The 13,910-nt window shown below is 71.5% G+C and carries 11 protein-coding genes and 1 tRNA gene; 4 read left to right on the top strand and 8 right to left on the bottom strand.

Annotation, left to right across the window (positions count from 1 at the left end):
• Positions 1–47: 47 nt before the first annotated feature.
• A complete protein-coding gene (locus SMD11_RS14115) occupies positions 48–1,682 on the top strand; it encodes a DoxX family protein (RefSeq protein WP_234366032.1) in 1,635 nt (544 codons plus the stop codon).
• Positions 1,683–1,765: 83 nt separating this feature from the next.
• Here SMD11_RS14115 and SMD11_RS14110 read toward each other — a convergent pair whose 3' ends face one another.
• From SMD11_RS14110 to SMD11_RS14100, 3 genes are all read right to left on the bottom strand, one after another.
• Entirely contained in the window at positions 1,766–2,482 is a 717-nt protein-coding gene (locus SMD11_RS14110; RefSeq protein ID WP_087926811.1) for a nucleotidyltransferase family protein, read from the bottom strand.
• Positions 2,483–2,647: 165 nt separating this feature from the next.
• Complete coding sequence (locus SMD11_RS14105; protein WP_087926810.1) at positions 2,648–3,064, bottom strand: hypothetical protein; 417 nt, start codon at positions 3,062–3,064, stop codon at positions 2,648–2,650.
• Between the two features lie 227 nt (positions 3,065–3,291).
• Entirely contained in the window at positions 3,292–4,428 is a 1,137-nt protein-coding gene (locus SMD11_RS14100) for an ABC transporter ATP-binding protein (protein WP_087926809.1), read from the bottom strand.
• Positions 4,429–4,610: 182 nt separating this feature from the next.
• On the opposite strand from SMD11_RS14100, the gene SMD11_RS14095 reads away from it, so the two are divergent.
• A tRNA-Thr gene (locus tag SMD11_RS14095) sits at positions 4,611–4,683 on the top strand.
• A gap of 59 nt (positions 4,684–4,742) precedes the next feature.
• On the opposite strand, the gene SMD11_RS14090 is transcribed toward SMD11_RS14095, so the two are convergent.
• The gene (locus SMD11_RS14090; protein ID WP_087926808.1) at positions 4,743–6,911 is read right to left on the bottom strand and encodes an MMPL family transporter; all 2,169 of its coding nucleotides are present in this window, start codon (positions 6,909–6,911) and stop codon (positions 4,743–4,745) included.
• Between the two features lie 223 nt (positions 6,912–7,134).
• Here SMD11_RS14090 and SMD11_RS14085 point away from each other — a divergent pair, with 223 nt between their 5' ends.
• Positions 7,135–8,280: an aminopeptidase P family protein gene (locus tag SMD11_RS14085; RefSeq protein WP_087926807.1), complete on the top strand. Its 1,146-nt coding sequence runs from the start codon at positions 7,135–7,137 to the stop codon at positions 8,278–8,280.
• A gap of 48 nt (positions 8,281–8,328) precedes the next feature.
• Here SMD11_RS14085 and SMD11_RS14080 read toward each other — a convergent pair whose 3' ends face one another.
• Both SMD11_RS14080 and SMD11_RS14075 read right to left on the bottom strand, forming a co-directional pair.
• A complete protein-coding gene (locus SMD11_RS14080) occupies positions 8,329–8,820 on the bottom strand; it encodes a GNAT family N-acetyltransferase (protein ID WP_087926806.1) in 492 nt (163 codons plus the stop codon).
• Positions 8,821–9,171: 351 nt separating this feature from the next.
• Positions 9,172–10,179: a zinc-binding dehydrogenase gene (locus SMD11_RS14075; protein ID WP_087926805.1), complete on the bottom strand. Its 1,008-nt coding sequence runs from the start codon at positions 10,177–10,179 to the stop codon at positions 9,172–9,174.
• Between the two features lie 101 nt (positions 10,180–10,280).
• Here SMD11_RS14075 and SMD11_RS14070 point away from each other — a divergent pair, with 101 nt between their 5' ends.
• Entirely contained in the window at positions 10,281–11,051 is a 771-nt protein-coding gene (locus tag SMD11_RS14070; protein WP_087926804.1) for a pentapeptide repeat-containing protein, read from the top strand.
• A gap of 52 nt (positions 11,052–11,103) precedes the next feature.
• Here SMD11_RS14070 and SMD11_RS14065 read toward each other — a convergent pair whose 3' ends face one another.
• Together SMD11_RS14065 and SMD11_RS14060 are read right to left on the bottom strand one after the other, a co-directional pair.
• The gene (locus tag SMD11_RS14065) at positions 11,104–11,601 is read right to left on the bottom strand and encodes a hypothetical protein (RefSeq protein WP_087926803.1); all 498 of its coding nucleotides are present in this window, start codon (positions 11,599–11,601) and stop codon (positions 11,104–11,106) included.
• 318 nt (positions 11,602–11,919) lie between these two features.
• Positions 11,920–13,467: a M4 family metallopeptidase gene (locus tag SMD11_RS14060; protein WP_418952525.1), complete on the bottom strand. Its 1,548-nt coding sequence runs from the start codon at positions 13,465–13,467 to the stop codon at positions 11,920–11,922.
• Positions 13,468–13,910: the final 443 nt, after the last annotated feature.

Raw genomic sequence — 13,910 nt, 5'->3', positions numbered from 1 at the left:
GTTCGAACCGGTCAAGGCAGTGTCCTAATCAGAAGTCACTCGGTTAGATGAGTGTGGACACCAGAACACCCCGCACACCCACGGGGGGAAGCTCTTCCGGGTACGACGACCAGCCCGCGCTGAGTACGGTGAAAGTGCCGTCCGACCCGGCGCAGATCGTCGTCAACCACCTGAGTTTCCGCGTGCAGCTCGCCCGGCCGCCGCGCGTCGCCCGCCAGTTCGCCGGGGTCGCCGACACCGCGCAGCTGCCCACGGTCAAGAGCGCGGCCAAGCGGCGCGCCCCCGTCGTGTGGAGCGGCCGCACCGCGCCCGGCGACTCGGCGCCGACCGAACTCCTCCAGGCCGTAAGGGACTCCGCCGTCCCCGGCGACGCGGGGTCCACCCAGGTGCTGCCCAGGATCCGGGTCGACGACCCGCCCGCCACGGTCGTCGGTCCACGCGGTCCCGCGGACCACACCGGCCCCGGTGAGCTCGTCGACCCCGTGGGTCCCGACAGTGCCGGCGCCCCGCGGACCCAACTGCTGCGCGGTGTACGCCCCACCGGCAGCGCGTACGACGAAGATCAGTACGGCTACGACGAGTTCGACCCCCGCCAGGGCGAGTACGACGGCGACTCCCCCCGCCGCCAGGGCAACGACGCCGTCCGGCACGCCTACTACCCCGGGCGCCGGATGAACCTCGGCGTCGTCCTGCTCCCGCTGCGCGTCTTCCTCGGCTTCATCTCGATCTACGCCGGCATGGGCAAGCTCTGCGACCCCGTCTACTTCGACGGCGGACGCCGCGGCTCCATGGTCACCTGGCTCACCCAGCTGCACCCCTGGGCGGTCGCCTCACCGCTGCGCGACCTCGCCCTGAGCCACCCGGTGGGCGCCGGCCTCACCGTCGCCTTCCTCCAGGTCCTCGTCGGTGTCCTCACCATCTTCGGACTCTGGCAGCGCCTCGCGGCCGGCATCGGCGTCCTGCTCTCGGCGGCCCTCCTGGTCACCGTCAGCTGGCGCACCGTCCCCGCCTACGACGCCCCCGACATCATCTACCTGGCCGCCTGGAGCCCCCTCGTCATCGCGGGCGCCCCGTTCTACTCCCTGGACGGCCGCCTGGCCGGCGAGGCCTGGCGGCGCCTCGGTCCGCGCGCCGAGCTGTGGGAGCTCCGCCGCCGTGTGCTGCGCCGCGGCACGATCATGGCCACGGTCCTGATCGGCCTCTCCCTCCTGGTCGGCTCCACCCTCGGCGGCGCCGTCCGCTCCTCCGAGGTCGCCCAGGTGCCCGGCCCCGCCGACCCGCCGGCCAACAACCTCCCCGGCTCCCCGCTCCCGCAGCGCCCCGGCACCGGCTCGCCCTCGCGCGGCCACCAGGGCCCGGCCGTCCCCGGCACGCCCAAGCCCACGCTGCCGGGCCGGAAGACCGCCACCCCGAGCGCGACCGCCCCGGCCGCTCCCGGCGCCGCGCGGACGCCCGCGAGCTCGGCCGGCACCGCCGGGCGCCCCGGCGCCAGCCAGGGCGTCCGCCCCGCGCCGCAGACCCCGCAGCGGCCCGCCGCCCCCGCCGCGCCGCGCACGCCCACCGGCTCCTCGACGTCGACGGGCACGGGCAGCGGCAGCACGGGCAGCACCGGCTCCTCGACCGGCGGTTCCTCCACCGGCGGCTCCCGTGGCGGAGGCGCCCTCGGCGGCCTCCTCGGCTGAGCCCGGGGCCCGGCCCCGCGGACGTACGGACGCCCCCGCACCGGGTCGGTGCGGGGGCGTCCGTACGTCCGGCACGCGGTTCGCTATCCGGCGAGCTCCTTGGCGGCCTCGGTCAGGTCCTTGGCGGTGTCGATCGCCCGCCAGTAGGCGCCCTGCGGCAGCGGGAAGCCGGCCAGCCGCCGCTCGCGGGCGAGGCGCGGGAAGGTGGTGCGCTCGTGGTCGCCGCGGTCGGGCAGCAGCTCCCGGAAGGCGGCGGAGAAGACGTACACCCCGGCGTTGATCAGGTAGGGCGAGGGCGGGGACTCGATGAAGTCCAGGACCTGCCCGAACTCGTTGGTCTCCACGGCGCCCCAGGGGATCCGGGGGCGGGCCAGGGCCAGGGTGGCCACCGCGTCACGCTCGTGGTGGAAGGCGGCCATCTCGCGGAGCGAGAAGCGGGTCCAGATGTCGCCGTTGGTGGCGTACCAGGGCCGGTCCGGGTGCGGCAGCGCGGCGGCGGCGAACTTCAGGCCGCCGCCGCGGCCCAGCGGCTCCGGCTCGACGACCGTGGTCACCCGGAGCGGCAGATCGGCCGACGAGAGCCAGTCCTGGAGGACCTCGGCCAGGTGACCGCAGGAGACGACCGCGTCCGTGACCCCTTCGGCGGCGAGCCAGGCCAGCTGGTGGCCGATGATCGGGGTTCCGGTGCCGGGGATCTCGACCATCGGCTTGGGTCGGTCGTCGGTGTAAGGGCGCAGCCTCGATCCCTGGCCTCCGGCCAGGACGACGGCTTGCGTGGGGTGCGGGTACGTGCCGGTCATGCTCCGCACGATATGCGGCGGCCCGGGCGGGGGTGCGGGCGGCATGACGGGCGGTCCGTACGGAGTGCTGCGCGGGGCGCTCCGTGGAGCGCCCGGTGGTGCGGGTGGTGCGGGGTGCTACGGGAGGTGCGGCGGCCCGGCCCGAGCGGAACGGTCAGGGGGCTGTCAGGGGGTCTGGGCGACGCCGGCGGCGTACGAGGTGTCGCAGACCGGCCGGGCGAAGGACTGGGCGCCCTTGAGGCCGTACTTGGCGACGGCGGCGCGGCCGAGGGCGCGGGCCAGCTCGGCGCAGTGCCGGGCCAGGGAGGGGCGGCCGTTCACGGCCGTCTGGAGGTCGGTGAGCGCCTCGCCCGGGTTCTTCTCCTGGAGCTCGGTCAGCAGCCGGTCCCGCAGCACCTCATGGGCCTGTCGGGGGGCCTTGGCCTGGGTGGAGGCGGTCTCGGACGAGGCGGTCAGCACCTGCGACTCGGATGTCGGCGCCGCCCAGGGCACGCGGGTGACCGCGAGCGTCCCGGAAAGGACGAGAACGACGGGGAGGACGAGGGCGAGGGTTCTGCCGATGCGGCGGGCGGCCTGGTTCATGTCGCAGATGGTAGCGAGGGGTAACGATAGGGCGACATTTAGTCACCCGGTCGAGTGAGGAATTTGCGCGAGTAGGCGGGCGTGAAATTGACGAACGCTGCTCGAAAGGCGCGGTCTGCGTAGATATTTATCGACAGATGATGATCTGCTGCGTCGAGGGGGAAATGCGTATCGCCCCGCGCCGGGAGCGGCGCGGGGCGACATCGGCCCTGGGACGGTCCGTAAGGTCAGTCGCTCAGTCGCTCGCCCGAGGACGTCGAGAAGACGTGCAGCTCACCGGCGCGCGGCACGACGTGCAGCTGGGAGCCCTTCTCCGGGACCCGGCGCCCGTTGACGCGGACCACGAGGTCCTTACGGTCGTCGCCGACCTCGGCCGTGCCGTACACATATCCGTCGGCGCCCAGCTCCTCCACGACGTTGACGGTGACGGCGAGACCGGCGGGCGCGCCCGCGTTCTCCTTGCTGAGCGACTGCGCCGCGGCGCCGCTCTGCTCGACCACGTCGAAGTGCTCCGGGCGGACACCGACCGTGACCGTGCGGTCGCCGCGGTCGGCGGCGGCGGTCAGCGCCTCCCGCGACACGGGCACCACGCTGTTGCCGAACTTCACGCCGCCGTCGGTGATCGGCACCTCGACCAGGTTCATGGCCGGCGAGCCGATGAAGCCCGCGACGAAGAGGTTGGCCGGGCGGTCGTACATGTTGCGCGGCGAGTCGACCTGCTGGAGCAGGCCGTCCTTGAGGACCGCGACCCGGTCGCCCATGGTCATGGCCTCGACCTGGTCGTGCGTGACGTAGACCGTGGTGATGCCGAGGCGACGCTGGAGCCCGGCGATCTGGGTGCGGGTCTGCACGCGCAGCTTGGCGTCGAGGTTCGACAGCGGCTCGTCCATCAGGAAGACCTGGGGTTCCCGGACGATGGCCCGGCCCATCGCGACGCGCTGCCGCTGGCCGCCGGAGAGCGCCTTGGGCTTGCGGCCCAGGTACTCCGTGAGGTCCAGGATCCGCGCGGCGTCCTCGACCTTCTGCCGGATCTCCGTCTTGTTGACGCCCGCGATCTTCAGGGCGAAGCCCATGTTCTCGGCGACGGTCATGTGCGGGTAGAGCGCGTAGTTCTGGAACACCATCGCGATGTCCCGGTCCTTCGGGGGCAGGTGCGTCACATCGCGGTCGCCGATGCGGATGGCGCCGCCGTTGACGTCCTCCAGCCCCGCGAGCATGCGCAGCGAGGTGGACTTGCCGCAGCCGGAGGGGCCGACGAGGACGAGGAACTCGCCGTCCTCGATGGCGATGTCGAGCTGGTCGACTGCGGGCTTGTCGGCACCCGGGTAGATGCGGGTCGCCTTGTCGTACGTGACCGTGGCCATGGTGTTGCGGTCCCTTCACCGGCAGGAACGTGCCGGACGATCCGAGTAGAGGGAGTGGTCCAGTCCATTTGGACGGGGTTGCGGGTGACGGTACCCGGGGCGGGGGCGGTTGTCAGCAGTGGACGGGCGGAAAAATTCATGGCTGGGCCATGGGCCGAGTCTGGGTAGACTGCATCGCACACGCCGACTTAGCTCAGCTGGTAGAGCACCGCTCTTGTAAAGCGAAGGTCGTCGGTTCGAACCCGACAGTCGGCTCACGCACAGAACCGCAGGTCCCGGACGGGACCTGCGGTTCTCGCGTTTCCGGGGCCGCGCTAGCGGCGGGCCTCCTCGGCCTCGGCCCAGGTCGGGCTGCCCGGCCCGGCCGGCGGTGTCACCCGCGGCGCGTCCTGGTGGCCGGGCCACCACGCCTTGTGGCCCAGCAGGGACGTGATCGTGGGGACGAGCAGCATGGCCATGATGAAGGCCGTGAGCAGGATGCCGAAGGCGACCGCGAAGCCCATCTGCTGGAGCATGGAGTTGTCGGCCAGCATCAGGACGCCGAACGTGCCGGCGAGGATGACCGCCGCCGAGGCGATCGTCGGCGTCGAGCGGGCGACGGCCGTGCGGATGGCCTCGCGGGGCGGGACGCCGCGCCGGACCTCCTCGCGGAGCCGGGCGACCATGAGGATGTTGTAGTCGGTGCCGATGGCGACGACGAAGAGATAGACGATGACCGGCAGCATGAACAGCAGGCCGTTCTTGTGCTGGAGGTCCTGGAAGAGCCAGACCGTCGCGCCGAGGGTCGCCGTGAAGCCCAGGGCGACGGAGATCATCAGATAGACGGGCGCGACGAGGCTGCGGAGCAGCAGGCCCAGGATGATCATGATGGCGAGGCCGGCGACGGGGAAGACCAGCTTGTAGTCGTGGTTGACGGCCTTCTCCACGTCGGAGAGGACCGCCGAGGTGCCGCCGACCAGGGCCTTCGTCCCCTCGGGGGCCGACGCGTGCGCGGCGTCCCGCAGCGGGCCGCCGGCCAGCTCGATGGCCTTGTCCTCGGTGGGGCGGTACTTGAGGACGACGCTGTACTGCGCGACGGTGCCGTCGGGGTTCGTCGTGGTCAGGGTGGCGGAGCCGACTCCGTCGATGCCCTCCAGCTTGGTCTTGTACGTGTTCAGGGCGCCCTTGTCGAGCGGCGTGCCGGACGTCGACCGGACGTAGACCATCGCCGGGTCGGACTGTCCGGCGGAGAACCCGCGCTGGAGGTCCTTCATGGCCTGGACGGACTCCAGCTTCGGGGAGAGCGAGCTGTCGGTGTCGAACTCGGCCTTGAAGCTGAAGGTGCCCACGGCCAGGACGGCGAGGACGCCCGCGGACAGGGCGGCGATGACGCCGGGACGGCGGGCGACCATGGAGCCGAGGCCGTCGGCGACGCGGGTGCGGGGCCGCTTCTTCCATGCCTTGGAGGGCCAGAAGGCCTTGGTGCCGAGGAGCGAGAAGACGGCGGGTACGAGCGTCAGCGCGGCGACCAGGGTCACGGCGACCGAGATGGCGAGCGAGGGGCCCATCGCCCGCATCATGCCCATGGTGGACAGCAGCAGGGCGAGGAAGGCGACGATGACGGCGCCGGCGGCGGAGGCGATGGTCTCGCCTACCCGGGCGACCGAGTTGACCAGCGCCTCCTTGGGCTGCGTCCCGGCCCGCAGCTCCTCGCGGTAGCGGAAGAGGAGGAAGAGGATGTAGTCGGTCCCGACGCCGAAGAGGACGACGATCAGGATCGCGGAGATGGAGCTGTCGGCCTTGAGGCCGCCGAGGTCGGCCGCGGTGCCGATCAGGCCGAGGGCGACCATGAAGACGACGCCGATGATCAGCACCGGCATCAGGGCGATGAGCGGGCTGCGGAAGATGACGAGCAGCAGGACGACGATGAGGACCAGCGTCGCCATCATGATCATGGCGTCGGTGTCGCCGGACGACTCCCTGGAGTCGAGCGCGGTGGCCGCCTGACCCGTGATCCCCATCTTCAACTGGGTGTCCTTGAGGAGCGGTTTGGCGTCCTCGCGGAGGTCCTTGACGGCGTTGGGCACGGTCTCGTCGGCGGGGTTCTTGCCCTTGTCGCTGTCGGCGACGATGTTGGCGAGGGCGATCTCACCGTTGGGGGACACGGCCTGGGGGCTGGTCGCCACCTTGGCTATGCCCTTGCGGTGCTTGTCCTGGAGGCCGGCCGCGACCTTGGCGACGTCGTTCCGGTCGGCGGGGGTGAGCTTGCCCCCGTCCGTGCGCTGGAAGACGGCGATCGCCGACGGCTGTTCGGTCTTGGGGAAGGCGTTTTCCTGAAGTTTTCCTGCCTGTACGGACTCGTAATGCGAAGGGAGGAATTCCGTTTCATCCGTGGTCGACTTCAGGCCCGGCGCGAGCATGGCCAGGGCCACGGCGGCGATGAGCCACCCCGCTATGGTCAGCCAGGGTCGGTGGACGGCGAACCGACCGATCGCTCGGAACATGGTGCTCCTTCAACGTGTGATTCAGCGCCCGGCGGAAGAACGACTGGATAAGAGTTCGGTACGGGCGACAACACGCTAGGCGTGGAAGTTCCGTGGTCACAACGGAATCAGGGGGAAATCGGTCCTGGGTCGGGGTGCGTCTCATCCGGCCGGATGAGGGGCTCTCCCCCGTGGGGTAGAGAAATGCTCCGCCGACCGCCTCCCTCCGGATTACTCTGCCCCCATGAGCGAGACAACTGCCGCCTCCAGCAAGCCGTCCGGCGGGCCCGCGGACCCCGCCGCCTACGCCGCCCGGATGGAGCGCGCCGCCGTGTCGGCCGCCGACGCGGGCCTCGCCGGTGTGATCGTCACTCCGGGTCCCGACCTCGCCTGGCTGACGGGCTACCGGCCGCACACCTCCGAGCGGTTGACGGCGCTGCTGCTCACCCGGGGGAAGCGGCCGCAGCTGATCGTGCCGGCGCTGGAGCGGCCCGACGCCGAACGCGCACCGGGCGCCGGGGCGTTGACGATCACCGGCTGGACGGACGGCCAGGACCCGTACGCCGCGCTGGCCCCGCTGATCGACGAGCGCGGCCGCTACGGCGTCTCGGACAACGCCTGGGCGCTGCACCTCCTGGCGTTGCAGCGGAAGCGCCCGGAGGTGGCGTACGGCGCGTTCACCGAGGTGCTGCCGATGCTCCGGGCGGTCAAGGACGCGTACGAGGTGGACCGGCTGGCGGCGGCGGGCGCCGCGGCGGACGCCACGTACGAGGAGATCGTGAAGCTCCGGTTCGCCGGCCGCCGGGAGCGGGAGGTGGCGGCCGACCTCGCGCGCCTGCTGCGGGAGAACGGCCACAGCCAGGTCGACTTCACGGTCGTGGGCTCCGGCCCCAACGGCGCGAATCCGCACCACGACGCGGGGGACCGGGTCATCGAGACCGGCGACATGGTGGTGATGGACTTCGGTGGCCTGCTGGACGGCTACGGCTCGGACACCACGCGCACCGTCCATGTGGGTGAGCCGTCCGCCGAGGAGCGCAAGGTCCACGACGTGGTGCGCGAGGCGCAGCAGGCGGCGTTCGAGGCGGTGCGCCCGGGCGTGGCCTGCCAGGACATCGACCGGGTGGCGCGGCAGGTGATCCGCGCGGCCGGGTACGGCGAGTACTTCATCCACCGCACCGGGCACGGCATCGGCGTGACGACGCACGAGCCGCCGTACCTGGTGGAGGGCGAGCATTTGCCGCTGGTTCCGGGGATGTGTTTCTCGATCGAGCCGGGGATTTACCTGCCGGGCCGATTCGGTGTACGGATCGAGGACATTGTCACGTGCACGGACTCGGCCGGGCGGCGGCTCAACAATACGGACCGGGAGATGCGGATCGTGGCCTGACCCGGCGCCAGGTCCGGCGTCCACCGCGGTCGATTACGGCCGGGTGGATTACAGGGCCAGATGCATGATGTGCAGGCCGGTGTAGCTGCCGTCCGGCATCCGGTATCCCTCGGGGAGAGTACCGATCACCGAGAATCCCAGGGATTTCCAGAGCCGGACGGCGCGGGTGTTGGTCTCGACGACGGCGTTGAACTGGATCGCCCGATAGCCCTCCGCGCGGGCCCATTCGATGACGTGCTCCCCGAGCGCCCGGCCGACGCCCCGGCCGCCGTGCTCGGCCGCGACCATGAAACTCGCGCTCGCGATATGCGAGGCGGGGCCCATGTGATTGGGATTCATCTTGGCCGAGCCGAGGAGGGCCCCGTCCGCCGGGTCGACGGCGACGACGGTACGACCGGGCGCGTCCTGCATCCACATCTCGCGGGCCTGGTCCTCGCGGAGGTCGCGGGGGTAGGTGTAGGTCTCGCCGGCGGCGGCGACGGTGTGGACGAGGGGCCAGATGGTGGGCCAGTCGGTGGGGTGGGCGTCTCTGATCAGCATGGGGCCAGGATGGGGGTGGGGGGTGGGTGGCGCGAATTGTTTTCGCGGTGGGGGTGGTGGGGCGGGGGTGGGTGTGCGGTGGGTGCGTGGTGGGTGCGCCTGCGGCGGGCCTTTCCCCAGCCCCGCCCCTTCCCGAAACCGGGGAGATCCCCGGGCCCCCTTTTCCGTGCTCCGCGCGGTGTCCTCAAGCGCCGGACGGGCTGAAATCAGCCCGTCTGGGGGCACCTCCCAGCGGTAGCTGGGGGAGATTGAGGACCGGGGTCCGGGGCGGAGCCCCGGTATCGGGAAGGGGAAAAGGCCCGCCGCAGGCGCAACCCCGCACCCACCCCCGCCCCGCTCCACCCCACCCGCCTACGGAATCAGCACAACCTTCCCCACCGTCCCGCGCGATTCCAACGCGCGATGCGCCTCCGCCGCCCCCGCCAGCGGAAACCGCGTGATCAGCGGCGTGAACACCCCCGCCGCCGCCCGCCGCAACGCCTCCGCCCGCAGCCGCCGCATCCCCTCCGGGCCGCCCACCCGCTTCATCATCGGGTCGCCGAGGACGTCGTGCGTGGTCAGGGAGCGGGCCGCGATCTCCTCCGGGGTGAGGACCGGGTCGGGGGTCTCGCCGGTGGTGACGGCCGAGGCCCAGCCGTACGCGACGTGGGTGCCGCCCGCGCCGAGGAGGCCGACGGCGGCGCGTGCGGCCGGGCCGCCCACGCCGTCGAAGACGACGGTGGCCCCGGCGTCGCCGAGGGCGGTGCGGGCCGCGTCGGCCCAGTCCGGCCGGGTGTAGTCGAGGGCGACGTCAGCGCCCAGGCCGCGCACCCGCTCCACCTTGGCGGGGCCGCCCGCGAGGCCCACGACGCGGGCGCCCGCGCCCTTCGCGAGCTGGACGAGGAGGGCGCCGATGCCCCCGGCCGCGGCGAGCACCACGACGACGTCGTCGGCGGTCGGTTCCCTGAAGGAGAGGATGTCGAGGGCCATGCGGCCGGTGCCGACCATGGCGATGGCGTGGTCCTCGCGCAGGCCCTCGGGGATCTCGTGCAGATTGCCGGCGTCGGTCACGGCCAGCTCGGCGTAGCCGCCGGGGACCATGCCGAGGTGGGCGACGACGCGGCGGCCCAGCCACGAGGGGTCGGTGCCCTCGCCGAGGGCGTCCACCGTGCCGGCGACCTCGCGGCCGGGGATGGTGGGCAGCTCGGGCGGCCCGTACGGCCCCTTGGTGGTGCCCTTGCGGAGGGCGGTGTCGATGAGGTGCACGCCCGCCGCCGAGACCGCCACCCGGACCTGCCCCGGACCCGGCTCGGGATCGGCCGTCCGTTCGTAGGAGAGGTTCTCGGCGGGGCCGAAGGCGTGGAGTCGGACGGCGTGCATGCGGTGCTCCCTCGGGGGTGGGCCGGTGTGTACTGGAGTCTTCAACCTGGATCGCGCTTGAGGTCAAGGCCGTTGTCAGTGCCGTGTGCCACGGTGGATCCATGGCGATCGACGACGGGGCAGACGGGTCGGGCAGGGCACACGGCACGGCGCGGGGTGCGGTGCGAGGCGGGGCGCGGGGCGCCGCCCCGCGCCGGAAGAGGGCGCGCGAAGCGGCCCCGACAGCCAGGCTGCCAGACGTGAGGCTGCCTCCGCTACGCCCGTACGGGGGATCCGACCTGGAGCCCGAGGGGGACTACGACGGCCTGGAGTTCATCGAGGCGGACTTCGTGGGCCAGCGGGCCCGGGGCGCCTCTTTCATGGACTGCCGGATCCAGCGCTGCGCGCTGGACGAGGCGCGCCTGTCCCGGGCCCGCTTCGTGGGCTGCGTCCTGGACGGCGTCCGCGGGGTGGGCACGGACCTGGCGGAGGCGATCCTGCGGGACGTGGAGCTGACGGACGCCCGGCTCGGCGGGGTCCAGCTGCACGGCGCGGTCCTGGAGCGGGTCGTGGTGCGCGGCGGCAAGATCGACTATCTGAATCTGCGCAAGGCGACGCTCAAGGACGTGACGTTCGAGGGCTGTGTGCTCGCGGAGGCCGACTTCGGCGGCGCGAGCCTGGAGCGGGTGGTCTTCCGTGACTGCGCGCTGCGCCGCGTGGACTTCACGGGCGCCCGGATGAAGGACGTCGATCTGCGGGAGGCCGCCGAGCTGGACATCGCGCGGGGGATCGAGCGGCTGTCGGGGGCGGTCGTCAGCCCCACGCAACTGCTGGATCTGGCGCCCGCGTTCGCCGCGCAGATAGGGGTGCGCGTGGAGGCCCCGGCCGGCTGACCGGGCACGGAGGGCGGAGGGGCGCGCCGCACTCGCGTTCCGTACCCGTGTTCTACACCCGCGGGAAGCGGCTCTGGAGGTCCCAGACGACGGGGTTGTCGGCGAGGCCCTCGTGCATGTCCGAGAGGTCGGCGATCAGGTCGTGCAGGAAGTCGCGGGCCTCGCGGCGCAGCGCCTTGTGGTTGAAGGTGAGCGCGGGCTCGTCCGCCGGCATCCAGTCGGCGGACACCTCCACCCAGCCGAAGCGCCGTTCGAAGATCATGCAGTCGGTGGACTCGGTGAAGTCCAGCTCGGCGAACTGCGGGGTGGCCGCCCGGTTGCCCCGGGGGTCGCGGTCGACCTGTTCGATCACGTCGCACAGCGCCCACGCGAAGTCCAGGACGGGCACCCATCCCCAGGCTGTGGACAGCTCGCGGTCGGTCTTCACGTCGGCGAGGTAGACGTCGCCGCAGAAGAGGTCGTGCCGCAGCGTCCGCACGTCCGCGGTGCGGTAGTCCGTCTGCGGGGGGTCGGGGAAGCGGCGCGAGAGCGAATAGCCGAGGTCGATCACGCCTCGATGGTGTCACGCCCGCCGGGTGCGTGCGTAAACGTGTACGAGCAGGTCCGCGCCCCCCACCTGTGGAGGCGGTGGGGGGCGCGGGGTGCGGTGATCGATGGGAGGGGGGTGTCACCGCACGGTGACCGGGCCGGGCGGGCGGGGTGGCACCGGGTGCCGACCACCCGGTGCCGGTCATCCGGCGTCGGTCACCCGACGTCGAGCCACTGCCGGCGACCGGATGGTGGACGGGCGGACGATCACCTGGCGCCGGTTGCCCGGCGTCAGGGTCGTCGGTGGGTGCGCCCTCCCGGTGGCCTGTCGGTCAGCCGGTCACTTGACGTTGATCGCGGTCCAGGCGGCGGCGACCGTCTTGTACTCCGTGCTGGTGGAGCCGTAGAGGTCCGCGGTGGCCTTCAGGGTGCCGGCGCGGGCCGCCTTGTAGTTGGTGGTGGAGGTGAAGTAGGTGGTCAGGGCCTTGTACCAGATCTTGGTGGCCTTGTCCCGACCGATGCCGGTGATCTTGGAGTTGTTGTAGGTGGGGCTGTTGTAGCTCACACCGTTGATGGTCTTCGCGCCGCTGCCCTCGGACAGCAGGTAGAAGAAGTGGTTGGCCGGGCCCGACGAGTAGTGGACGTCTGTGTTGCCGAGGCCGGAGGACCAGTAGTCCTTCGACGCGCCGTCCTTGCTCGGCTTGTCCATGTAGCGCAGCGGGGTGCCGTCGCCGTTGATGTTGATCTCCTCGCCGATGAGGTAGTCACCGGTGTCGGAGGAGTTGTTGGCGAAGAACTCGGTGGCGGTGCCGAAGATGTCGGAGGTGGCCTCGTTGAGACCGCCCGACTCGCCGCTGTAGTTCAGGTTGGCGGTCGCCGAGGTGACGCCGTGCGTCATCTCGTGGGCCGCGACGTCGAGGGCGGTCAGCGGGTTGGCGTTGTTCTCACCGTCGCCGTACGTCATGCAGAAGCACTCGTCGTCCCAGAAGGCGTTGACGTAGCCGTTGCCGTAGTGGACGCGGGAGTAGGCACCCTTGCCGTCGTTCTTGATGCCGCTGCGGCCGAGGACGTTCTTGTAGAAGTCCCAGGTCGTGGCCGCGCCGTAGTGGGCGTCCACGCCGGCGGTCTGGCGGCCGCCGCCCCAGACGTCGTCGGCGTCGGTGTAGATCGTGCCGGTGCCGGACGAGCCCTGGTTCAGGTCGTACGTCTTGTGGCCGCCGCGGGCGCTGTCGTTGAGCTGGAAGGTCGACCCGCTCTTCGTGGTGGTCAGGTTGACCTTGCCGCTGTAGGTGCTGGTGCCCGTGCCGGTGTGGACGCCCTCGCGCTGGAAGAGCTTCTTGCCGGTGGCCGCGTCGGTGATGACGTGCAGCTTGCTCGGGGTGCCGTCCTTCTGGACGCCGGTGACGACGGTCTCGTAGGCGAGGACGGGCTTGCCGCTCGCGGCCCAGACGACCTTGCGCGGGGACTGCGTGTCGGCCTTGGCGGTCTTCTCCTCGGCGGCGGCGCTCAGGGCGCTCTTCTTCGCCGCGGAGGGGGCGAGGGACGGCGTCGTGGTGGGCACGGCTATGTCGGCCTCGGTCGCCTTGTCGACGCTGCGCTTGCCGCCCTTGGCCTCGTGGACGACGAGGTCGCCGCCGAGGACGGGCAGGCCGTCGAAGGTGCGCTCGTAGCGCGTGTGCACGGTGCCGTCGGCGTCCTTGATGACGTCACGGACGACGAGCTTCTCCTTGCCGCCGAGACCGATCTTGGCGGCGGTGGAGGCCGCGTCGGTCTGCGCACCCTTGATCGCGGCGACCCGCTGGTCGGCCGAGAGCGTCAGCTGCTGGGCGCCGGTGGCGCGGTCGGCGGACGCGTTCGCCGCGCCGCTCTGCACGCCGACGACGACCATCGCGGCGGAGGCGACCAGGGCGGCGGCACGCAGGGTGTTCTTGCGGGAGGTGGAGGTGATGCTTCTCAACTCTGACTCCTAAACAGGCGGGCCGCGAACACACGGCCCTGTATGGGGGGTTGGAGCAGCCGGGGTCACCGGCCACCCGATGAAGCAAAGGTGAAGCCTGGGTGGTGCAGGAGTGGTGCAGGAGCGAATTGAGGAGAGAGTGCCACCGATCCGAGGACATTGACAGGGGCGCAACAAGGATTTGACCTGTCCTTCTCCGTTGAGCGGTGGATTGATTCCGCTATGCGGTGAACTGCTCCGCGTTGGTCCGGACTTGGATTGTCACGTATGGGCGTTCCGCGATCGGGATTGGATGCGATTGCATACGGAGCAGCGAGATTGCATGCAAACCCGAAGCGGGGAGTGAAGGGGCGTATCGGAGCGAAGGGGGCGTC

Source organism: Streptomyces albireticuli (genome assembly GCF_002192455.1).
In the GTDB taxonomy this organism is placed as follows: Bacteria; Actinomycetota; Actinomycetes; order Streptomycetales; family Streptomycetaceae; genus Streptomyces; species Streptomyces albireticuli_B.
The sequence above is the reverse complement of the archived record's forward strand: the minus strand, read 5'-3'. Positions and strand labels throughout refer to the sequence as shown.

What these genes read in the sequence shown, in the direction of transcription:
- SMD11_RS14115 (WP_234366032.1), top strand. Translation starts at nt 48, where the DNA reads ATGAGTGTGGACACCAGAACACCCCGCACACCCACGGGGGGAAGCTCT.
- SMD11_RS14110 (WP_087926811.1), bottom strand. Translation starts at nt 2,482, where the DNA reads ATGACCGGCACGTACCCGCACCCCACGCAAGCCGTCGTCCTGGCCGGA.
- SMD11_RS14105 (WP_087926810.1), bottom strand. Translation starts at nt 3,064, where the DNA reads ATGAACCAGGCCGCCCGCCGCATCGGCAGAACCCTCGCCCTCGTCCTC.
- SMD11_RS14100 (WP_087926809.1), bottom strand. Translation starts at nt 4,428, where the DNA reads ATGGCCACGGTCACGTACGACAAGGCGACCCGCATCTACCCGGGTGCC.
- SMD11_RS14090 (WP_087926808.1), bottom strand. Translation starts at nt 6,911, where the DNA reads ATGTTCCGAGCGATCGGTCGGTTCGCCGTCCACCGACCCTGGCTGACC.
- SMD11_RS14085 (WP_087926807.1), top strand. Translation starts at nt 7,135, where the DNA reads ATGAGCGAGACAACTGCCGCCTCCAGCAAGCCGTCCGGCGGGCCCGCG.
- SMD11_RS14080 (WP_087926806.1), bottom strand. Translation starts at nt 8,820, where the DNA reads ATGCTGATCAGAGACGCCCACCCCACCGACTGGCCCACCATCTGGCCC.
- SMD11_RS14075 (WP_087926805.1), bottom strand. Translation starts at nt 10,179, where the DNA reads ATGCACGCCGTCCGACTCCACGCCTTCGGCCCCGCCGAGAACCTCTCC.
- SMD11_RS14070 (WP_087926804.1), top strand. Translation starts at nt 10,281, where the DNA reads ATGGCGATCGACGACGGGGCAGACGGGTCGGGCAGGGCACACGGCACG.
- SMD11_RS14060 (WP_418952525.1), bottom strand. Translation starts at nt 13,467, where the DNA reads ATGGTCGTCGTCGGCGTGCAGAGCGGCGCGGCGAACGCGTCCGCCGAC.